The sequence below is a fragment of the Pedobacter sp. UYEF25 genome (assembly GCF_054061655.1).
On the sequence record NZ_JBSSEL010000001.1, the window covers coordinates 38,557 to 61,237 of the forward strand.

Annotated in this window: 13 protein-coding genes, 1 pseudogene and 1 riboswitch; of the genes and pseudogenes, 7 read left to right on the forward strand and 7 right to left on the reverse strand. The window is 39.0% G+C overall.

Annotation, left to right across the window (positions count from 1 at the left end; genetic code table 11):
- The first annotated feature begins 66 nt into the window (after positions 1–66).
- Positions 67–2,355 (forward strand): glycosyl hydrolase family 95 catalytic domain-containing protein, encoded by a 2,289-nt coding sequence (locus ACVWYG_RS00165; RefSeq protein ID WP_457268096.1) that lies wholly within the window; start codon positions 67–69, stop codon positions 2,353–2,355.
- Positions 2,356–2,419: 64 nt separating this feature from the next.
- On the opposite strand, the gene ACVWYG_RS00170 is transcribed toward ACVWYG_RS00165, so the two are convergent.
- Positions 2,420–3,274 (reverse strand): SGNH/GDSL hydrolase family protein, encoded by an 855-nt coding sequence (locus tag ACVWYG_RS00170; protein ID WP_457268097.1) that lies wholly within the window; start codon positions 3,272–3,274, stop codon positions 2,420–2,422.
- A 208-nt stretch (positions 3,275–3,482) separates the two neighbouring features.
- Positions 3,483–3,944 (reverse strand): Lrp/AsnC family transcriptional regulator, encoded by a 462-nt coding sequence (locus ACVWYG_RS00175; RefSeq protein WP_457268098.1) that lies wholly within the window; start codon positions 3,942–3,944, stop codon positions 3,483–3,485.
- 171 nt (positions 3,945–4,115) lie between these two features.
- A riboswitch (cobalamin riboswitch) is annotated at positions 4,116–4,282 on the forward strand.
- Between the two features lie 242 nt (positions 4,283–4,524).
- Here ACVWYG_RS00175 and metE point away from each other — a divergent pair.
- Positions 4,525–6,777, forward strand: a pseudogene (gene metE / locus ACVWYG_RS00180) (5-methyltetrahydropteroyltriglutamate--homocysteine S-methyltransferase); the annotation flags it as partial.
- Positions 6,778–6,911: 134 nt separating this feature from the next.
- On the opposite strand, the gene ACVWYG_RS00185 reads toward metE, so the two are convergent.
- Positions 6,912–7,112, reverse strand: a complete 201-nt coding sequence (locus tag ACVWYG_RS00185; RefSeq protein WP_457268099.1) for a hypothetical protein — start codon at positions 7,110–7,112, stop codon at positions 6,912–6,914.
- Between the two features lie 104 nt (positions 7,113–7,216).
- Between ACVWYG_RS00185 and ACVWYG_RS00190 the strand changes: the two genes are divergently transcribed.
- Positions 7,217–8,194: a Gfo/Idh/MocA family protein gene (locus tag ACVWYG_RS00190; protein WP_457268100.1), complete on the forward strand. Its 978-nt coding sequence runs from the start codon at positions 7,217–7,219 to the stop codon at positions 8,192–8,194.
- A 105-nt stretch (positions 8,195–8,299) separates the two neighbouring features.
- Here the strand turns inward: ACVWYG_RS00190 and ACVWYG_RS00195 are convergent, their stop codons facing one another.
- Positions 8,300–8,620, reverse strand: a complete 321-nt coding sequence (locus ACVWYG_RS00195) for a polysaccharide lyase beta-sandwich domain-containing protein (protein WP_457268101.1) — start codon at positions 8,618–8,620, stop codon at positions 8,300–8,302.
- A 410-nt stretch (positions 8,621–9,030) separates the two neighbouring features.
- Between ACVWYG_RS00195 and ACVWYG_RS00200 the strand changes: the two genes are divergently transcribed.
- The gene (locus ACVWYG_RS00200) at positions 9,031–9,252 is read left to right on the forward strand and encodes a CDGSH iron-sulfur domain-containing protein (RefSeq protein WP_457268102.1); all 222 of its coding nucleotides are present in this window, start codon (positions 9,031–9,033) and stop codon (positions 9,250–9,252) included.
- Between the two features lie 53 nt (positions 9,253–9,305).
- Here the strand turns inward: ACVWYG_RS00200 and ACVWYG_RS00205 are convergent, their stop codons facing one another.
- Positions 9,306–11,249: a sialate O-acetylesterase gene (locus ACVWYG_RS00205; RefSeq protein ID WP_457268103.1), complete on the reverse strand. Its 1,944-nt coding sequence runs from the start codon at positions 11,247–11,249 to the stop codon at positions 9,306–9,308.
- A 258-nt stretch (positions 11,250–11,507) separates the two neighbouring features.
- On the opposite strand from ACVWYG_RS00205, the gene ACVWYG_RS00210 reads away from it, so the two are divergent.
- From ACVWYG_RS00210 to ACVWYG_RS00220, 3 genes are all read left to right on the forward strand, one after another.
- Positions 11,508–11,819 (forward strand): DUF6660 family protein, encoded by a 312-nt coding sequence (locus ACVWYG_RS00210; protein ID WP_457268104.1) that lies wholly within the window; start codon positions 11,508–11,510, stop codon positions 11,817–11,819.
- A 177-nt stretch (positions 11,820–11,996) separates the two neighbouring features.
- On the forward strand, positions 11,997–16,367 hold the full coding sequence (locus ACVWYG_RS00215; protein ID WP_457268105.1) for a CusA/CzcA family heavy metal efflux RND transporter: 4,371 nt from the start codon (positions 11,997–11,999) through the stop codon (positions 16,365–16,367).
- An 18-nt stretch (positions 16,368–16,385) separates the two neighbouring features.
- The gene (locus ACVWYG_RS00220; protein WP_457268106.1) at positions 16,386–17,564 is read left to right on the forward strand and encodes an efflux RND transporter periplasmic adaptor subunit; all 1,179 of its coding nucleotides are present in this window, start codon (positions 16,386–16,388) and stop codon (positions 17,562–17,564) included.
- A gap of 119 nt (positions 17,565–17,683) precedes the next feature.
- On the opposite strand, the gene katG is transcribed toward ACVWYG_RS00220, so the two are convergent.
- Both katG and ACVWYG_RS00230 read right to left on the reverse strand, forming a co-directional pair.
- On the reverse strand, positions 17,684–19,885 hold the full coding sequence (katG, locus tag ACVWYG_RS00225; protein WP_457268457.1) for a catalase/peroxidase HPI: 2,202 nt from the start codon (positions 19,883–19,885) through the stop codon (positions 17,684–17,686).
- A gap of 1,335 nt (positions 19,886–21,220) precedes the next feature.
- Positions 21,221–22,681: a family 43 glycosylhydrolase gene (locus ACVWYG_RS00230; protein WP_457268107.1), complete on the reverse strand. Its 1,461-nt coding sequence runs from the start codon at positions 22,679–22,681 to the stop codon at positions 21,221–21,223.

The following is a 22,681-nucleotide window of genomic DNA, read 5'->3' on the forward strand; positions in this document are numbered from 1 at the left end:
TCTGAAAGTATGAAAACTCTGTAAAGAGCAAAGCACTATATTTACTCAACCTAGAAAACCAAATAAATGTATATAACGGACGCTTTGAAAACAAAAATTTTGATTACGCTAATTCTTCTATTTATTTTATTTGGGGTTACTCGGCCACTCGCTGCTCAGCAAATACAAGCATCTACTCAAAACGCAGAAACAATTTGGGACGATAAGCCCGCAACTGATTGGATGACAGAATGCTATCCAATTGGAAACGGCAGGATTGGTGGAATGATATATGGAAGTGTTAACCAAGAACATATTCAATTTAACGACAACAGTTTATGGAGTGGCGACGAGACAGATCGAGGTATGTACCAAGCTTTTGGCGATCTATTTATAGACTTTGATCCTGCCGATGAGCCGTTCACAAATTATCGTCGTGAGTTAGACTTAAGCAACGCTGTCCATAAAATTAATTATACTCAAAATAACGTCTTATACAGTCGCCAATACTTTTGTAGTTTTCCTGATAAAGTAATGATTATGCGATTAACAGCGAATAAAAAAGGCGCCTATAATGCCACTATAAGCTTAAAAGATGATCATGGCGCCAAGCCAAGCGTAAAAGAAAATTTGATACAGTTTAGCGGATATCTGGCAAATGGCATGGCTTATCAAGCGTCGGCATTGGTAAAAATAGAGGGCGGAAGTGCTGCGATCATTATTGGTAAGAATGGAAACGCCGCACTTAAAATAAGCAAAAGCAATGTCATAACTATTATTTTTACCGCCGCTACTGACTTTGTTAATGAACGCGGTAAGAACTGGAAAGGAGAAAAACCTGACTTAAAGATAAAGCGCGTTTTAGCGCAGGCAAGCGAAAAGCAATTTTCCACATTACTGAATAACCATATAACCGATTATAAAAAGTTATATAGCAGGGTTTCTTTAAAGTTAGACAACCCAGGTAACGAACAACTGACTACAACTACAAAACAGCAAATAATTAATTACAAGAAACACCCCGATCAGGGTTTAGAAGCCTTGTTATTTAAGTATGGTCGATATTTATTGATCAGTTCTTCAAGAAAAGGCGGGTTACCTGCAAATTTGCAGGGGCTTTGGAACAACAATTCAAATCCGCCTTGGGGCAGTGATTACCATTCTAACATAAATCTTCAAATGAACTATTGGCTGGCCGAGCCGACCAACCTCTCTGAATGTGCAGTTCCTTATTTAGATTACATAAATAGTATACGGGAAGTAGCAAAATTGCATACTCAAAAAGAATATGGCAATGTGCGTGGCTGGACGGTAAGGACCGAAAATAATATTTTTGGTGGCGATAGTTTTACGTGGAATACACCTGGCAGTGCGTGGTATGCACAGTCTTTATGGGATCATTATACATTTACCGGGGATAAAGCCTATCTTAAAAATTTCGCTTACCCAATTCTAAAAGAGATTACTCAGTTTTGGGAGGATCATTTAAAACGCAGACCAGACGGAACGCTGGTTTCCCCTTTGGGTTGGTCGCCAGAGCATGGACCTACAGAAGATGGTGTATCGCACGATCAACAAATCATTTACGATCTGTTTACCAACTACTTAGAAGCTTGCGAAATTTTAGACATTGATCCAGCTTATGAGAACAAAGTTACCGATATGAGGAACCATTTGCTGAAACCAAAAATTGGCAAATGGGGACAGTTGCAGGAATGGGAAACCGACCGCGACGATCCAAATGACAAACACCGCCACGTCTCGCATTTGTTTGCCCTTTATCCCGGCAGGCAAATAAGTACCTTAACGACACCCGAGCTAGCAAAGGCAGCAAAAATTAGTCTTATTGCGCGTGGCGACGAGTCCACGGGATGGTCAATGGCGTGGAAGATGAATTTTTGGGCGAGGCTGAAGGACGGGAACCATGCTTATAAGATTTTAAATAATTTCATAACCTTGGCAGGCGGTTCGGGAACGGATTATAATACGGGCGGTGGCATTTACGGAAACCTTCTTTGTGCGCACCCTCCCTTTCAGATCGATGGCAATTTTGGTTATACAGCCGGTGTCGCAGAAATGCTAATCCAAAGTCAGATGGGTGCAATACAATTATTGCCTGCGCTACCAGATCAATGGGTTAATGGCCAAGTACAAGGATTAAAAGCTAGAGGAGATTTTGAGATTACTAATTTAGAATGGAGAAAAGGCACAGTTGTAAAATTTGTGCTAAAGTCTTTAGCCGGTGCCGATTGTACGTTGCTTAGTAAAACTGAATTAAAAGCAGGCTTTCTATATTCGAAACAAAAAACTGATGTGAACTTTGAATACAACTTCAAAACACAAGTTGGAGCCACATATACTTTTACTGCGCTGTAGATGGCCGCTTCTGAGGTTATTTTAATTTATCGTTAAAGGCAGATTGAATGCTATCTTGATCCTTTTACTCTGAGGAAATGTCAAGTTTCTTAAAGGCCTGCACTAGTTGTTTGGCGATGATTTTATTTCCTTTATCGGATGGATGCAACCCATCGTATGCAACATTTACAGCATTAGGCGGATATGGATAGTCGTCTGTTTTTGGGTTAAAAATCATGTTTGTCGACTGTGGAAATTTAAAATTTTCATAAGCTCCTGTTTTTTGGTTTTTCAATCGCTTGAATTTCATCAAATGCTTTATAGCAAGAGCAGGTTGATTATAAAGATCTACAACGGGGAGCCCTTCATATCTACCAATTGCCAAAATCGCATTCGCAAATTCCTCCAGAGATTGTCCATTTTTCTTTTTATACGAACCATATGCGTTGTTATTAGGATCTGAGATATAGACAAAATCTACGCGTTGCATTGGTGTGATCAAGACTATTTTAGCTATTGGATTTAGCGCACGAACCTTATCAATGATGATGCGGAATGATCCAAATAGGCACGTATTTCCAACATTCGTTTTATAATCTTCCAGCTTACCAACCGGCCTACCGGCCCACCAATCATTTGTGCCTAAAAATATCGAGTAAACATCTGCCTTAACTAGCGCTAGATTATTAATATGTTCTGCAATTCCGCCAGACGTCCATCCGTTATGGCCTTGATTTATGTAATGCATAGCCGGCAGTTGATCAGTTACGCGCGTTAGATATCCCTTACTTACGCGATTTCCAGTTTCATCCAGATGATCGTTTAAATACGTAATCGAATCGCCAATGGCAACCCAACTTATTTCTTTCTCCCTAAAAGAGCTAAATAGCGAAATGACCAAACAGAAAATCAGGTATTTTTTAATATTTTGATGTGTCATGACAACTTAAAAGTTTGTTTATAAAATAAATGAATAGAATCTTCGGCTAAAAGGTGATTAAGATAATGGAAATCTTCTAAAGCGATAAAAAACTAAAATCGATTGTTAGAACAGCTAATTTACTAAGAGCTTAATTGCCCTTCAACCTTCTGAATTCGTGCTGAACAATTCTTTGAAGGTACACTTTCACAGCCAAAATGTAATAATTCTAAAAATTAATGTTGTGGGAATTTTTGATTTCAGCCATCACAAAAGTACTGTGTGTACTTCCAATACTTTCGACCGACCCTAACTTGTTAAAAACAAAATCTTGATAGTTCTTCATATCTTTTGCATATACTTTTAGAATAAAATCATACTCACCAGATACATTGTAACATTCTACCACTTCATCAATACTTAGAATATCCTCTACAAACTTATGACCAATGGTTCTATCGTGTTGTTTGAGTTTAATGTTGCAAAAAACGACAAAACCTTTGTTAAACTTTTCCGCATTTAACACGGCGATATATTTTTTAATATAGCCATTGTTTTCCAGTCGCTTTACGCGTTCGAAAACAGGCGATGGTGATAAATTTACCTGTGCAGCGAGCTGTTTCGTGGTGAAACTAGAGTTGTTACCCAATATTTTTAACAGTAGTAAATCAGTTTCATCACATCCTTCCATAGAATAATTTTCTTTTTATTAGGTAAATCTAACAAACATATCGACATAAAATCCTTAATTTATATAAATTAAAAGAATTTTAATCTTTTTAAAATATCTAGTGTAGATTCTATATCCACAAACCTATCTTTGAAAAGATTTAAAAACTTAGTACAATAAATAGTTCTTTATAAATTTCTAAATCGAAAAGGTTTTACCAAGTGTAAAACAAAAGGGAATCGTGTGTAAATCACGAACTGTCGCGCAACTGTAAGTAACACAATTTTTAGCCGGAATTTGATAATGCTGGAATGAAAAAAGTTACAAGTCAAGATACCTACCTATTTCGAAATGACGATGCTTTCGCGATTTGAAGCTTGAAGTCAGACAAATGCATAATGCAGGGCAGAACCTTTAATGGCTTCAGCTTGCCTGGTATTCTATACCCGCGTTTTTCTACTCCAATTTTTACAACAAAAAGCATCTACAGTTTATAAACAAGGTTTAAAATAATTATTAACCGTTTAAAAAATAAAAAAAGATGCAGACACACAACCTTGGTTATCCACGCATTGGCAACAATTGAGCTTTAAAAAAAGCAAGCGAGCACTATTGGTCAGGTAAAATTTCTTTGGCAGATTTACTACAAAAGGGTAAAGAAATTACCGAACAAAATTGGCAATTACAGCAAGAAGCAGGAATAGACATTATTCCCTCAAATGATTTTTCTTACTATGACCAAATTCTGGACATGTCGTTAACAGTTGGTGCCATTCCAAAACGCTATAACGAGGTGGTCCTTAAAAAAGCAAATAATGAGCTGGATTTATATTTTGCGATGGCGAGGGGCTATCAAAAGGATGGTTTAGACATTACCGCGATGGAAATGACCAAATGGTTCGATACCAACTACCACTACATTGTGCCCGAATTTTTTAAAGATCAATCCTTTAGTTTGTTTTCCGATAAAGTTATTACAGAATTTGTTCGTGCGAAACAATTTGGAATTATTAGCAAGCCTGTAATCATAGGTCCAGTTTCTTATCTGCTGCTCGGCAAGGCAAAAGAAGCTAGCTTTGACAAAATTGATTTAATTAGGAAATTGTCACCAGTTTATCTACAGCTTCTTGGCGAACTAAAAAATGTAGGCGCAGAGTGGATTCAATTGGATGAGCCGTTTTTAGCTTTAGACATCGACATGAAAGCAAAAGAGGCCTTTATTTTTGTTTATGCAGAAATTAGAAAGCAATTTCCTAACCTTAAAATATTGGTGGCAACTTATTTTGAAGGAATAAAAGATAATTTAGTTCTCGCCACCAAGCTTCCGATAACAGCTCTACACATAGACCTTGTTCGCTGTCCTGAACAATTAGATGATGTGTTAAACGCCATTCCTCAAGACCTGATGTTATCGCTTGGCCTCGTAGACGGGAGAAATATTTGGCGAAACGATTATGAATTATCGTTATCTATGCTGAGGAAAGCTTCAGAAAAACTTGGATCGCAACGCCTACTAATTGCCCCTTCTTGTTCTTTACTTCATTCGCCGTGCGATCTAGATCTAGAAACCGATGAAGGAACACTAAAGCCAGAGATTAAGCAGTGGTTGGCCTTTGCCAGACAGAAATTAGATGAAGTCGCTGCACTTAAAAATTTAATGTCGGCGACTCCGGATGAACTCACAAATGCCAAATTTGCGGAAAACAAGCAGGCCACCAAAGCGCGCAAAAATGCTACATTAATACATGATGAAGCGATAAAACAGCGTATTCATGCCCTTACGGAAAACCATTATAAACGTTTAAGTACCTTTTCCTCAAGAAAAAAAGTACAACACAAAATCTTAAACCTGCCGCTTTTTCCAACAACTACGATAGGTTCGTTTCCGCAAACATCCGAGGTTAGAACTTGGAGGTCGAAGTTTAAAAAAGGGGAAATTACACGATCCGAATATGAGGCACTATTGAAGAAAGAAACTGAAGAAACCATTCGCTGGCAAGAAGAAATAGGCATCGATGTGTTGGTACATGGTGAATTTGAGCGGAATGATATGGTGGAATATTTTGGAGAACAGTTGAATGGTTTCGTTTTTACCAATAATGGCTGGGTACAAAGCTATGGCAGCCGTTGCGTAAAACCACCTATCATTTATGGCGACATTAGCAGACCAAAAGCCATGACAGTTTACTGGACTAAATTTGCACAATCTTTAACCAAAAACTTGGTAAAAGGGATGCTCACGGGTCCGGTTACCATCCTACAATGGTCTTTTGTTCGCAATGATCAACCACGCTCCGTCACCTGTAACCAAATTGCACTTGCCATTCGTGATGAGGTTATTGACTTGGAAAATGCTGGCATCAGGATAATCCAAATTGATGAGCCGGCCATCAGGGAAGGACTTCCATTGCGAATGGACGACTGGAATGCATATCTAACATGGGCAATCAACGCTTTTAAAATTGCTGCCAGCGGAGTAAAAGATGAAACGCAAATTCATACCCACATGTGCTATTCTGACTTTAACGACATTATATCGCACATTGCCGACATGGACGCGGATGTAATTACCATAGAATGTTCGCGCTCTCAAATGGAACTGCTTGATGCATTTGCCGGTTTTAACTATCCAAATGAAATTGGCCCGGGTGTTTATGACATCCACTCGCCGCGAATACCTTCTGAAGAGGAAATAGTTAAGCTGTTGGAAAAGGCTAAAGCAGTGATACCTGCTGATCAGCTCTGGGTTAATCCAGATTGCGGATTGAAAACGCGACATTGGGCAGAAACCAAGCAAGCATTAATAAAAATGGTTGCCGCTGCACAAGAAATGCGTAAAGAGACATTTGCTTAGTAAAATAAAAACGCTGTGCTTTCTGGCACAGCGTTTCCTAATCTTATTTGTTAAGCTTTGTTAAATACGAAGAACTTTTTAGCTCGAAATTCATGTTTATTAACCTACCGGCTTAACCTTATTTTCGATGTGCTTCAGGCTTGCTCTCTAGAATTTACACTTGTGTCATTGACTACCATATAATTCCATTTGGCACCTTTCCAATTAACTGCATCTGCAAGTTTTGCTACAACCAGCAGACTGCAACTTTCATCAACCATTTCTTGATTGGCTAAAAAGTCGAAATTTTTTATTAAATCTCTACAAGTCATTTCATCGATAAATATTGCAATCAAAATAATAATAAAGTAAAGAGAGCACGGAACGAAGTCGAAATTTAAAAAAAACTAGCCGTGGTTATGTGATAATTATTTTTAACTTCCCAACTTTAAACTGTAAAATGCAAGAAATTAAGTGGGGTATAATCGGTTGCGGAGCCGTAACTGAGAAAAAAAGTGGTCCGGCTTTTAATAAAGTTAGCAATTCTAAGCTGGTTGCTGTAATGCGGAGAGATGCGCAAATGGCTGCAGATTATGCACTTAGACACAACGTGCCAAAATGGTACGATGATGCGCAGAAATTGATTGACGACCCAGAAGTGAATGCAATTTACATCGCAACACCTCCGCTGCAACATGAAGAATATGCAATAGCTGCCATTGCCGCTGGCAAATCTGTCTACGTAGAAAAGCCTGTAAGCTTAAATTCCTCCGCTACACAGCGTATGATAGATGCGGCTATTGCAAACAATGTAAAAATTTCGGTCGCGCACTACAGAAGAGCGCAACCCATGTTTTTAAAGATAAAGCAGTTGTTGGAGGAAAGAGTCATTGGTGATGTTAGATTTATAAATCTAAAAATGTTAAAGTCTGCAAATCCTGATCTTATTGCAAAAAGCGAGACCAACTGGCGAGTTGATCCAGCCGTATCCGGCGGAGGATTATTCCACGACTTAGCGCCTCACCAGTTAGATTTAATGATTTACTATTTCGGTGCGCCTGAGAAATTTTCTGGGGTTTCGAGTACGCAACAGGTTGGTTCTACAGCAGATGATGTGGTGGTTGGAAACATATTGTTCAAAAATGGGGTGGTGTTCAATGGTGTGTGGTGTTTTTCAGTAGCGCCAGATGACAGAAAGGATGTTTGCGAAATTTACGGATCTGAAGGTGTCATCCGATTCCCCGTTTTCGGCTATGATGTAACCATTTCGTCAGCAGGTATACATAAAAAATATGAATTTGAACCCTTAGATCATGTTCAACAGCCGATGATTCAAAAAGTAGTAGATTATTTTTTAGACAAAGGTCTAAATCCGTCTAGTGCAGAAAATGCTTTATTGAGCATGGATGTGTTAGATGCGTTTACACAGAAGACTTAGATAATTCCTTCATTGTTGACGTAAATTTTTACAGTTAAAACAACATCTTACTTCAATGAAATTTAAGAAAAATTAGTGTCAAAGAATGCTAAAATGTAGATGTTCCTACTTCAACATAATCGGGTAAGGCTTAGAAGCAGTCCAATCTACTACAGGCAGATCGAAATTAATGTTTCTTTCAATTTTAAATCCCGCAGTCTGTAATTGTACATTTATGTTTGAATGTTCGTGTGCAGAATCCTCTAAATGAAGGATAGGAAGCTCGCTGTCTACGTTTTTTACGTAAAGTGCGCAAGGCTTGTCTACTTTAATATGGAGATCGTTGATGTTTAGTTCACCAGCTTTGTAAAAAATAACCTGGAGCATATTTAATGACAAATACTTAATTGCCTGTAAATCTTCATTATTTTTTAATATCTGTATCATATCAATTTGGATTTAGTTAATTTCAAATTTTATGGCCTGATGGTAGTTCGACATAAAAACACGACAAAATAAAAATTTATCGCGTCATTTTAACGCAGTTCAGAAGTATTTAACCCTTCAAAACCGCCGATATTTTCTACAAGAATTATTTGGTAATACACCATCCCTAAAAAGAAATGATTAATAGCTAAATATACTTATATAAAATGAAATTAAAAGCTTTTGTCTTGAAAATGTCGATTTATAATTTCCTGTATATGCGCTTTCGCTTGGCCTACAATTTTATGTTGTTAGAAAACTATTTCGGAAATTGCAAGTGTTGGTTGAGACAATATAACGTTTCTAAATTATACTAATATTCCTCGACAAGGCACTTTGATGAATATCTTTGGACAAAATTTAAGACAGCTATGGCGACAACAAAACTAACTATCAATAACAATGGATCTGTGAAAATAGAGGGCGATTTTGAGATTGTAGATAAAGACGGAAACAACTACGGCTTACAAGGAAGAACAATTGTTTCGATCTGCAGGTGCGGTCTCTCTGCAAACAAGCCTTTTTGCGACGGCGCTCATAGAAATCATTTTGAGCACGAAGCAATAGCATTTGATCTGCCGCCAAAAAAGTAAGAAAAAAAAATAAAAAGCATCGGTGGATTTCTTCTACCGATGCTTTTTGCTGATTATTTTAAGCTTTGGAATGGAGATGCAGGCAGGTCACTACTGTTATATAGATTGCCGTCAGGATTATTTGCCCAATCATATCTCACAAATTTTGGTTGCGCTACGGCCGCTGCACTCAACGAAATATTGCTTCCATTTATGGTTGCATCTGCCCAATGCCAAACTTTATCGGAACCAGCAATGGCAAAACCTTTTAATTTAGTCTCGCTTTTTGCATGCAGTCCTTTAGCATGTGTAAATGCTAAAACAACCTTGTTTCCTTCTAATTTACTGTTTGAAAATATTGGTCCAGAATATTCGATGTCCTTGTGATAATCATTGTGCAGCGCAATAAGTGAAAGTCTTCTTCCCACCTCTTGTTTGTTTTTTGGGTGAATGTCATTCGTGTCACCAATATCAATGATAGTGGCCATTCCTGTATTTGCTAGCTTTAAAGTATTTCGCTGCGCATCACGTAGTTCTGCCCAGTTAGATTCTACTGGCTCTTTCTCTTTAGCCATAAAGTTAGCCAACTGTACGAAATAAAATGGAAAATCACCTTGCCTAAATTTTGTTCGCCAATCCGCAATCATTAAAGGAAACAGTGTTTTATACTGCTCCGGTCTGTCTGCATTACTTTCGCCTTGATACCACAATGCGCCCTTTATGGTGTAATTTAAAAAAGGATGAATCATTGCATTATACAAAACCGTTACTTGATTTGGGTCGTTATCCGGACTTGGTTTAGCTGGCAACTTAGAGAGGTTGAAACCAATTTTATATTTCCAACCACCCGAAAGCGCAATTGACTCTCCTCCGGCCACATCAATTTTGGGTGGTTTATCACCATAAAAGCCTCCTTCACCACCTGTATCAAAAACCCGTGTGGTGATAGTATTCTTGCCAGCCTTAATTAGATCGGAAGGCAATTTGTACGATCTAACATTTGCCACACCAACAGTCTCTCCTATTTTAACGCCATTAAAATAAGTAATGTCATCATCATCTATCGTACCTAAATTTAAAACTAACTCTTTGCCAACAATGCTTGCAGGTAAGTCTATGTCTTTACGCATCCAAACAACTCCGTCAAAATTCTTTAAATCTTCGGTAGTCCAAACGCCAGGAACTTTTGTTGTCTTCCAATCCGCATCATCTAAGGCTGCTAAGGTCCAAACAGCTTTCCCATCTTCAAAACCTGCATCTGTCTTCATCGCCTTATCGTTCCATTGTTTTAATTGCTCGGCATAAGGCGTTGTTGTAACAGCGGCTTTTTCTTGGATAATTTTTAAAGGCGCTGCAAAAGCGGGCATGGTTTCTAATGCCGATTTGCTCGTCCAGGCTTCCGCCACAGTTCCTCCCCAAGAAGTATGAATCAATCCTATGGGAATTCCTGTTTGCTTGTAAACTTCTCTCGCAAAGAAGTAAGCTGCCGCAGAGAATTCTGCCACACTTTTTGGTGTACATTCCTCCCAACCGTCGCCGTTGTTCAACTTTGCATCATCTAGTGGAATAAAACTAGTTACATGTTCTGCTTGTAACAACCTGATTTTTGGATAGTTTGCATCTTTAACTTCTTGCTCATAATTATTTATTTTGCCCCATCCGGCTAAAGGCAATTGCATATTAGATTGACCAGAACAGAGCCAAACGTCACCAATTAGCACATTTTTTAATTCGGTCAAGTCTCCGTCAGATATGTTTATTTGATACGGTCCTCCATAGCTTGGCGTCGCAACAGAAACTTTCCAATCGCCATTGGCACTAGCAGTAACACTATATTTCTTTTTATTCCAACTTGTGGTTATCGAAACGAGCTGCCCGTTTTTTGCCCAGCCCCAAATGGATGCATTTGTCTTTTGCTGCAACACCATATTGTCTGTGAGGATAGATGGCAGTTTAACTTTGGCGAAAGAAGCTAGACTAAAACAGGATGCTAAAAGAATAAGTACTATGTTTTTCATTTCTTTAGTGGTTAGGCCTAAAAATATAAAAAATACTGCAAATAAACGCTTTCAAATCAAGCCTGTTTTAAAAAACTTATTAAACCGGCTGATGGTGCGGATAGAAAAACAACAGAAGGGATCGAGAAAATTCAAGGTAACCGTCATAAAAACATCAATATGCAGCGGCTTTTGAAAAATCAATGATGTCTTTTTTTTACAACCAACATTGATAACATCCACTTAATAAAAAAAATAACGTTAGGTTTGCAACATCAGATGAAAATATTTTGTTTTTTAACGGGTTTAATTGTTTTGTGCATGTCATTCCATCCATGTGCAGATAACGCATCCGTTAAAGAAAACCTTCATACAGAAACCGTTGATAAAACGGCAAATCATCAAAATCATAGCCAGGATGAATGCAGCCCTTTCTGTGGTTGCTCTTGCTGTTCTGTTAGAGCAATTGCAAAAAATAGCGATTCTTTTCCGTTCGATCTTCAAATAGATAGCGCAAAAGATGCCGAAAAATTAACTGCTCAACCAATAGACATTACTATTTCTGTTTGGCAACCTCCTAAATTAGCTTAATTTTTGGCTTGTAACCTGGTTTGACCTTCATGTCTTAAACCTATTTGATCGATCGAAAAGGTCAATCCAATTCACAATTTCTATTTAAACATCCACAATCATCGTTTTGCATTGTTTTTTTATCAATGCAGCGAGTTGTGTTTCATTTCACTATATTTTTAATCCAAGCAAGTAAAAATGCTCAATCATATCATCAAATTTTCCATAAAAAATAAGCTCGTCATCGCTGTCTTCACTTTATTGCTGATCGTTTGGGGCGCTTGGTCTGTTAAGCAGTTATCTATCGATGCCGTTCCAGACATCACCAATAACCAAGTCCAAATTCTTACTAGTTCCCCAAGTAATGGCGCAGAAGACATTGAACGATTTGTTACGTTTCCGGTCGAGCAAACCATGTCTACGATTCCGGGCATCGAAGAAGTCCGCTCTTTTAGCCGATTCGGTCTTTCGGTTGTTACTGTAGTTTTCAAAGAAAACGTTGAGGTATACTGGGCAAGACAACAAGTAAATGAGCGACTGAATGAAGCTTCTAAATCTATCCCAGAAGGGATGGGAATTCCTGAAATAGCGCCTCTTACTACCGGACTTGGAGAAATTTACCAGTATGTCATCCATCCAAAAAAGGGTTATGAATCTAAATTTAATGCAACAGCGCTTCGCACCTTACAAGACTGGACGGTCAAGCGCCAGCTTTTGGGTGTTCCAGGCGTAGCCGATGTGAGTAGTTTTGGCGGCTATTTAAAGCAGTACGAAGTTGCGCTTGATCCAGAAAAATTGAACAGCATGAGCATCAGCATCGAAGATGTCTTTACTGCATTAAAAAAGAACAATCAAAATACTGGCGGTTCTTACATCGATAAAAAGCCCAACGCATATTTTATTAGAAGCGAGGGACTTGTAAACAGCGTAGAGGATATTGAGAATATAGTTGTTAAAACACATAGTCAAAGTATTCCCGTACTGATTAGAAATGTGGCGACTGTTAAAATCGGTGCCGCAACCCGTTATGGCGCCATGACAAGGAACGCAAGTGGCGAGGTTGTAGGTGGTTTGGTGCTTATGCTAAAAGGCGCAAACGCTTCTCAAGTGATAAAAGATGTAAAAACCCGAATGGCACAAATTAGCAAAACCTTGCCAGAAGGGGTGGTAATAGATGCATTTTTAGACAGAACAAAACTGGTAAATAACGCGATATCAACCGTTACCAAAAATTTGGCCGAAGGTGCCTTAATTGTAATCTTTGTGCTTGTGCTACTTCTCGGAAATTTTAGAGCCGGCTTAATTGTCGCCTCTGTTATTCCTTTAGCCATGCTTTTTGCAGTTGCAATGATGAACCTCTTTGGTGTAAGTGGAAATCTGATGAGCTTGGGTGCTATAGATTTTGGATTGATTGTAGATGGCGCGGTAATTATTGTAGAAGCAACGCTACACCATCTTTCCATACGGAAAAACAAAGAAAAATTAACTAGGAAGGAAATGGATGAAGAGGTTTATCAATCTTCTTCAAAAATTAGAAATAGCGCAGCCTTCGGCGAAATTATCATCCTGATCGTTTACTTACCGATTCTCGCTCTGATTGGAATAGAGGGAAAAATGTTCCGCCCAATGGCGCAAACAGTTGGGTTCGCCATTTTGGGCGCTTTCATCCTTTCCATTACTTATGTACCGATGATAAGTGCCTTATTTCTAAATCGTAAAGTAAGTAAAAAAAGAAATATTTCAGATCGCATCATAAGCTTTTTTCAACGTGTTTATTCACCTATGCTAGACTTTGTACTGCGGTTTAAAATAGCAGTGATAGGTTTTGCCTTCAGTTTATTGGTACTTGCGGTCGTTACTTTTCAATTTATGGGTTCAGAATTTATTCCCTCGTTAGATGAAGGTGATTTTGCCGTAGAGATGAGGGTACTGACAGGAAGTAGCCTATCCCAAACCATCGAAGCAGCCACTCGCTCTGCTAAAATATTGCAAGAAAACTTCCCTGAGGTTAAAGAAGTAGTTGGTAAAATTGGCTCATCAGAAATCCCAACAGATCCGATGCCAGTAGAAGCCTGCGATTTGATTGTCGTCTTGAAAGACAAAAGCGAATGGACAAGTGCATCAAACCGCGACGAACTTGCAGAAAAAATGCAGTTAAAGCTAGAGCAGTACATTCCGGGAGTTACCTACGGATTTCAACAACCTATCCAAATGCGTTTTAATGAATTGATGACAGGCGCGCGCCAAGATGTGGTGATTAAAATTTATGGAGAGGATTTAGATAAACTCGGTATTTATGCAAAGAAAATCGGAAAGATTGTCAGAAAGATTGAGGGTGCTCAGGATGTATTTGTAGAACAAGTTTCGGGATTGCCGCAGGTGGTTGTTAAATTTAATAGGACAAAAATCGCACAATTTGGCTTATCCATCGAAAACATCAATACCGTTATCAACACCGCGTTTGCCGGAAAAAGTGCCGGGTTAGTTTTTGAAGGCGAGAAGCGTTTTGATTTGGTGGTTCGATTGGAAAAAGACAAAAGACAAAGTCTAGACGATATAAAAAACGTCTATGTAACGGCGCCAAATGGAAATCAGATTCCCTTGGAACAACTAGCAGACATAGACTATAGAACAGGGCCAAACCAGATTCAGCGAGAGGATGCAAAGCGTAGAATTTTGGTAGGCTTTAATGTGAGAGGAAGAGACGTGAAATCTATCGTAGAAGAAGCCAAGCAAAAAATTGAGGTCGATGTGGCTTTCGCGCCCGGATACTACCCAACCTATGGTGGTACGTTCGAAAACTTAGAAGCTGCAAACGCTAGATTACTCATTGCAGTTCCAGCTGCGCTCTTGCTTATCTTCTTTCTATTATACCTTAGTTTCGCATCCTTAAAAAACGCATTGTTAATTTTTACAGCAATACCCTTATCAGCCATCGGCGGTATTTTTGCGCTTTGGTTTAGAGGAATGCCTTTTAGTATTTCTGCAGGAGTAGGTTTTATTGCGCTGTTTGGAGTAGCTGTATTGAATGGAATTGTATTGATTGCTGAATTTAATCGGCTAAAAAAGGAAGGAATGACAGATATTATAGAAATTATAAAAACAGGTACTGCTATCCGGCTAAGGCCTGTAATCATTACCGCGCTCGTTGCCTCTTTAGGGTTTTTGCCAATGGCATTATCGAACGGAAGTGGCGCAGAAGTTCAGCGTCCTTTGGCAACCGTAGTTATTGGCGGACTATTAAGCGCCACGTTGTTAACCCTATTGGTGTTACCCGTATTGTACATTTGGTTTGAAAAAATCGGGAAAAAGAAGTTGGCTGTTCACAAGACTCTACTTCTCGTTTTGTGCTTCGGTTTAAGTCTTACCATAGCCAACGCTCAAACCAAAACGGTAACGCTACTTGACGCAATTGAAATGGCGAAAAAGCAAAATAAAAATCTTAAAAGTGTCGAGCTTGAGATTAAGTTGCAACAAAGGATGGGCAGAAGCGCAACAGAACTAAAGAAAGCTGAATTCGGGCTTGAATATGGGCAGCTAAATACCATAGAAAACAGCGATAATCGTTTGTCGGTTTCGCAAACATTTCCTTTTCCTACCTTGTTTTCTGCCAATCGGAAACTTGCAGCTGCTAAAATTAATTCTTCAGAACAAAAGTTTCTCATTACCCAGAACGAACTCGTTTATCGGGTAAAACAAATTTATACCGAGCTCCAGCTAGAACATATGCATAAATTACTGTTGCAGAAACAAGACAGCATTTTTAGGAATTTTCTAAAATCGGCAGAATTGCGTTATAAAACTGGCGAGAGTAATTTGTTAGAAAGTACTACCGCACGAACCGAATTAGAGGAAGTTAAAAATTTGCAGCAACAAAACGATGGAGACATCTTGGTTTTATATCAACAATTAAACCTATTACTTTCTGATGGTGAAAACCTAATAATCGCAGATAAGACATTAAATAGTAGCGATTTAATCACAAATCCAGAAACGAAGAAAGTAGAGCTAAATCCATACCTAAGTTTTTTGAAGCAGCAAATTAAGATTTCAAACGGACAGAAAAAGGTCGAAATAGCAAAAAGTTTACCGGACATTACGATAGCTTATTTCAATCAATCTATCATTGGAACGCAGAATATTTTAGACAAAAGCGTATATTTTGACAGCGGTAAGCGATTCGACGGATTTCAATTGGGTCTTTCTATTCCACTTTTCTTTGGCTCACATCGCAGTAAAATAAAATCGGCCGATATCGAAGCTGATATTGCAACAGAAAAACTTGCTTACTATCAACAAGAGATTTCCAGCGAATATCAACAAACCCTACAGGCGTATTTAAAGCAAAAAAGATCGCTTAATTATTACGAGAAATCGGCTTTACCAAATATGACACTCATTGAGAAAAACAGTCAGCTTGCTTATCAAAACGGAGAAATTGGGTATCAAGACCATCTTTTAAACTTAAAGAAAACGATTGAGACAAGAAATACATATTTGTCGACCTTAAATCAATTTGTTCAAAGTAAAAATAAATTAGAATTCCTAATTGGCAACCCAACTCGTTAACTTATAACATTTAATAAAATGAAAATTACCCAATATATATTCGCTACTTTTTTAGTCTGCTTTGGAATGACTGCTTGCGATTCGAAGAAAATCGAACAGAAAGAAGAACATACGACCGAAGAAAGTGCAGATGAAGTTCAATTGACACCAGAGCAATACAAAACGGCAGGAATTACGCTAGGAAAAATAAGTTTAAAGGTGCTGAGTGGTACCATTAAGGTAAACGGTAATTTAGATTTGCCCCCGCAAAGCAAAGTTTCCATCTCAACCCCTTATACCGGCATGCTAAAAAGTACAGCCATGTTGCAGGGAAAAAAAGTACGTAAAGGCGAAGTAATTGCTGTGTTGGAGCATCCAGATTACATCCAAATCCAACAAGAATATTTAGAAGGAAAAACTCAGCTAAACTATCTAAAAACTGAATACAACAGGCAGGTTGAGTTGGCTGTTGAAAATGTTAATGCCAGAAAAATTTTACAAAAAGCCAAAAGCGACTATGAAAGTGCACTTTCAAAAAGCTCCGGACAAAAACAACGACTTAAATTGATGAACATAAACCCTGCAACATTAAACAATGGAAATCTACGATCTACGATAACCTTATTTTCACCAATTAATGGTTATGTAACTGAAGTACACAGCAATATTGGGTCTACCGTTTCTCCGTCTGATGTATTGTTTGAAATTGCAGATACCGAACATTTACATGCCGAACTTACGGTTTTTGAAAAAGACGTTCCAAAATTGGCTATTGGTCAGAAAGTTAGGTTTACGCTAGCTAACGAAAACAAAGAGCGAATGGCAACCGTATATTTAATTGGAAGGCAGATTAGTGCCGAGCGAACCGTTAATATTCATTGCCATCTAGATCGAGAAGACAACCAATTGTTACCGGGGATGTATTTGCAAGCGTTGGTAGAAAGCGGCAGTAAGAAAGTACCAGCTTTACCTACCGAAGCTATTTTAAGATATGAAGGAGCGCATTATATTTTTGTTGAATCATCGGAAGAGCATAACAATGGAAAACAAAGTCATTTTAAGATGATCAAGATAATTCCAGGCGTAACTGAGCTTGGATTTACCGAAGTTAATTTTCCACAAAATGCCTCTTTGGACACTATGAATGTAGTTTTAAAAGGCGCTTACGATTTGTTATCAAAATTAAAAAATAGCGAAGAAGGACACGGTGCCCATTAAAATAAAAAACCAAGCCCAACTAAATTTGGGCTTGGTTTATAAAAATGACAATTAGCCATTTGAGACCTTAAAACGTTACTTATTTTTTTATAAATTCAGTTTTTTCGATCGTTCAAAGCTTAATTTTCATTAAGATTAAACCGACCTAAATTCATCACTTTAGTCCATGCGGACACAAAGTCTTTCGTGAATTTTTCTTGAGCGCCGTCGCAAGCATACACTTCAGCAATGGCACGTAGTTCTGAATTAGAACCGAAAACCAAGTCTATCCTACTACCATTCCACCTAGTTTCGCCAGTCTTTCTATCTTTTCCTTCAAATACATTTTTCTGCTCCGAAGTGGCTTTCCAAACGGTACTGATGTCAAGTAGATTTTTAAAGAAGTCATTGGTCAAACTATCTTTATTGGCCGTAAATACACCTAAATCAGCATGATCAAAGTTGGCATTTAGCATCCTCAATCCACCTACTAAAACAGTCATCTCTGGCGCGGTCAAAGTTAATAGTTGAGATTTATCTACCAGCATTTCTTCTGCTGCAGACTTATGGCGAGGGTTTATGTAATTTCTAAAACCATCTGCTGCAGGTTCTAAAGCCGCAAACGACATCACATCAGTCTGTGCTTGTGAGGAATCTGTTCTTCCTGGCGTAAATGATACTTTTACAGCCTGTCCCGCATTTTTCGATGCTTGTTCAACTGCGGCATCTCCACCAAGAACAATTAAATCGGCCATCGATATTTCTTTACCGCCTAGCTGAAAGTCTTCTTTAACTGACTCCAGTTTATCAAGTACTTTCTTCAGTTGATCTGGATTGTTTACCTCCCAATTTTTTTGTGGCGCAAGGCGAATACGACCGCCGTTAGAACCACCCCTTTTATCAGAATCCCTGTACGTTGATGCAGAAGCCCAAGCAGTCGTCACCAAATCAGAAATCGAAAGCCCTGACAATAAAATTTGAGCTTTTAAGTCTGCTATGTCATCCTCATTTACAAGTTGGAAATCTACTGCAGGAACAGGGTCTTGCCAAAGCAATTCTTCTTTAGGCACTTCTGGACCAAGATAACGTTCTACCGGACCCATATCTCTGTGGGTAAGCTTAAACCAAGCCTTTGCAAAACATTCTTTAAAGTATGCAGGATCTTCTAAAAAGCGTCTAGAAATAGGTTCGTAAATGGGATCCACCCGTAAGGCTATATCCGTGGTGAGCATAAAAGGCGCATGTGTTTTGCTTGGATCATGTGCATCTGGAACTGTACCCACCCCACCATTATCTTTTGGTTTCCACTGATGTGCACCAGCCGGGCTTTTTGTCAACTCCCATTCGTACCCAAATAAATTCTCAAAATAGCCATTAGCCCATTTGGCTGGCGTGGATGTCCAAGCACCTTCCAATCCACTGGTAATGGTGTAATCTGCATTGCCCGTTCCGAAAGAGTTTTTCCATCCCAAACCTTGCTCCTCTAATCCAGCTGCTGCAGGTTCTCTACCAACATATTTTGCTGGATCTGCGGCACCGTGTGTCTTGCCAAATGTATGTCCGCCGGCAATTAATGCAACGGTTTCTTCATCATTCATGGCCATTCGGCCAAATGTTTCTCTGATGTCTCTAGCAGATCCAAGCGGATTTGGCTCTCCATTAGGTCCTTCGGGATTTACATAAATAAGCCCCATTTGAACCGCTGCCAAAGGGTTTTCTAACACTCTATCGCCAACATAGCGCTGATCTCCAAGCCATTCAGTCTCAGAGCCCCAATACACATCCTGCTCTGGCTCCCAAATATCCAATCGTCCGCCGCCAAAACCAAATGTTTCAAAACCCATAGATTCCAATGCACAGTTTCCTGTAAGAACGAGCAAATCTGCCCAAGAAATTTTATTTCCGTATTTTTGCTTAATCGGCCATAAAAGCTGTCTTGCTTTATCTAAATTGGCATTATCTGGCCAACTGTTTAATGGCGCAAAACGCTGAGAACCGGAACTCGCTCCGCCCCTACCATCGCTAATTCTATAAGTGCCTGCGCTGTGCCAAGCCATCCTAATAAAAAATGGGCCATAATGGCCATAATCTGCTGGCCACCAATCCTGAGAATCGGTCATTAAATAAAATAAATCCTGTTTTACCGCATTTAAATCTAGGCTTTTAAATGCTTCAGCGTAATTAAAATTGTCGCCCATCGGGTTGGTCAATTCAGAATTTTGCCTAAGAATGTTAAGTTTTAATTGATTTGGCCACCAATCTCTATTGTTAGTTCCTCCACCAGCACCGCGTTGTAGGGTACCGCCACTAAATGGGCACTTTGCGCCATTTTCGGTATTCATGTCTCCAACCTTCGCATCATGCGCAGGGCTAGAATGATTGTTCGATATTTCTTCCATGATTAGAAAATTAAGTTTTACGTCTGGTAATTTACAGTTTTAAAACGATGGTTGCTATTCGAAGATTTTATAGGCTAATAGATAAAAGCTATAATCATGGATAGTTTACTTTAATCAGGCGTAGATCACTAGAGTTAAAATCGTTGTAAACTGCACACTAAAAACTTTAGCTTCCCAAATTCCAGCTCTTTGATTGTTTTGATTGTTTCTCAATATTACTCTGATAAACCTAGCTTGGAATTGCAATAGTAAAGTGGAGACATTTCATTTTTTTTGAGAAGCATTACTTTAGATATTATTTATTTTTTTATGTCTCATTTTGCATCATTATTTAACGTTTTTTTTTTAAAAAGATGAGGAATTGCTCGAATGCTTTCGGGGTTAGGAAACCCAGTGCCGAATGGATTCTAACTCCCTGGCTAGTGTGCTCACGAAACCGTCTTAAAAACTATTATATTGAACTAGCTTAAGGATTTCGGTTCGTGGGGACAAGAACCGAGGGCAGAGAGGAAAACTATTATTTAAACTCCCTGGTTTGTGTCCCCACGAGACTGTTTTAAAAACTAAGACACTGAACCAGCTTTAAAGATTTCGGTTCGTGGGGACACGAGCCGAGGGCAGAAAGAACTATATGCTAACTCACTGGTTCGTGTCCCCACGAACCTGTTTTACAAACTATTATACTGAACCAGCTAAGGATTTCGGTTCGTGGGGACACGAGCCGAGGGCAGAGCAGGATAGTAATTTTTTGTATTGTTAACACAACTTCTTCATCATTTAATAAATCTAACTCACTGGTTCGTGTCCTCACGAACCAGTTTTACAAACTATTATACTGAACCAGCTAAGGATTTCGGTTCGTGGGGACACGAGCCGAGGGCAGAGGTAACCCCGTGCCGAATGGATTCTAACTCCATGGTTAGTGTCCTCGCGAAACCGTTTTAAGAACTATTACACTGACCCTGCTTTAAAGATTTCGGTTCGTGGGGACAAGAACCGAGGGCAGAGAGGAAAACTATTATTTAAACTCCCTGGTTTGTGTCCCCACGAGACTGTTTTAAAAACTAAGACACTGAACCAGCTTTAAAGATTTCGGTTCGTGGGGACACGAGCCGAGGGCAGAAAGAACTATTTACTAACTCCATGGTTCGTGTCCCCACGAAACTGTTTTACAAACTATTATACTGAACCAGCTAAGGATTTCGGTTCGTGGGGACACGAGCCGAGGGCAGAGCGGGATAGTAATTTTTTGTATTGTTAACACAACTTCTTCATCATTTAATAAATCTTAACTTCCCAAATGCCTGGTCTGGGTTTATCCTTGCCATTTAGCATGACTACACGAACATATCTGGCTTTGAATTTCCCGGAACTCACCATTGGAGAACCAATTTCGATATTCCCGCTTTTATCATCGGCAAGTTTCCAAGTTTTATTATCGTCAGAAATTTCCACTCTGTACTGATAATACTTTATTGGGAATTCTGGAAATACCTGAATCTCCTTAAACGACTTTACGCGACCAAGATCAACTCGCAACCATTCTTCAGCATATTTACCACCAATCCAAAGCGTGGTATTGTTGTCATCTACCGCATTGTTGGCTTGTGTAACCATCGAATCTAAATCATGCGAACTTGTAATTATACTTCCAAACGCGATGTTCGTTTGCGTAGAAATCTGTTGTAGTGCGGGCACACCTCTATGTGTAGTTACCACACGTTTTATAGAACCATCTGGATTGAAAAGAAGTTCATCGGCAGCAACCTGACGCAACTTTTGAGAAATTGGATAGCTATCTAACGTATTGAAACGGTGATAAATAATGTAATATTTATCGTTAAATTTTAGAATGGTATGGTGGCCAGTAGATTTAATTTTGTTGTCGTAATCGTCGGTGCTTAAAATCGGACGGATCATACCTTCTTTCCAAGGACCAAAGGGTGTTGGTCCGGTAGAGTACCGTATTTGGTAAGTATCATCCCAAGTTTTTCCCCAAGAATAAGATAAATAGTAGGTGCCATTTTTCTTAAACATATAAGGCGCCTCAAAATAATGTGGTGGAGTAACATCTTGTGGCAGTCCGGCAAAAGAAACCATATCCTGCTTTAATTTAACGCCTAAGCACCTTCCTTCTATATCGCGGCCAGAATCTGAAGATCCCCAATAGAGGTACGCTTGCCCATCATCATCCACAAAACACTCTGCATCAATGGTCTCTACATAAAAATATTCTTTGTGCTTTACAAGAGGTCCATTATCAGCTTTTGCATTTTTCCATGGACCAATTGGACTATCTGCAACGCCTACCCAAATTTCTTGGCCGATGGTTACATACATATAAAATTTGCCATTGCGCGCTTTGATAACGCTTGGTGCCCACACGCCCGATGGAGTTCCGGTGGCGCTTTCACACAACTCTTTCGTTGGCCAATTAAGGTATTCAGCCTTCCAGTTTACAAAGTCTTTAGAGGACCAAACAGCCATTTTATTGGTATCGTTCCAATTTGGCATATCGCTGGTAGCATAAATATAAAACGTTCCATTGTCTTCTATGATGGTTGGATCTGCATAATAACCAGGTAATAATGGGTTGTGGTTATTTGGAGCATTAAACTGCGAGTCCTTCTTTAACCAGAGATTTATAACCGATTGATCTGGATTTTGCGCAAATGTGGAAAGGCTAATGAAAAGGGCCAATCCTGTAAATGCGCAGTTTTTTAAAAGTTTGTTTTTCAT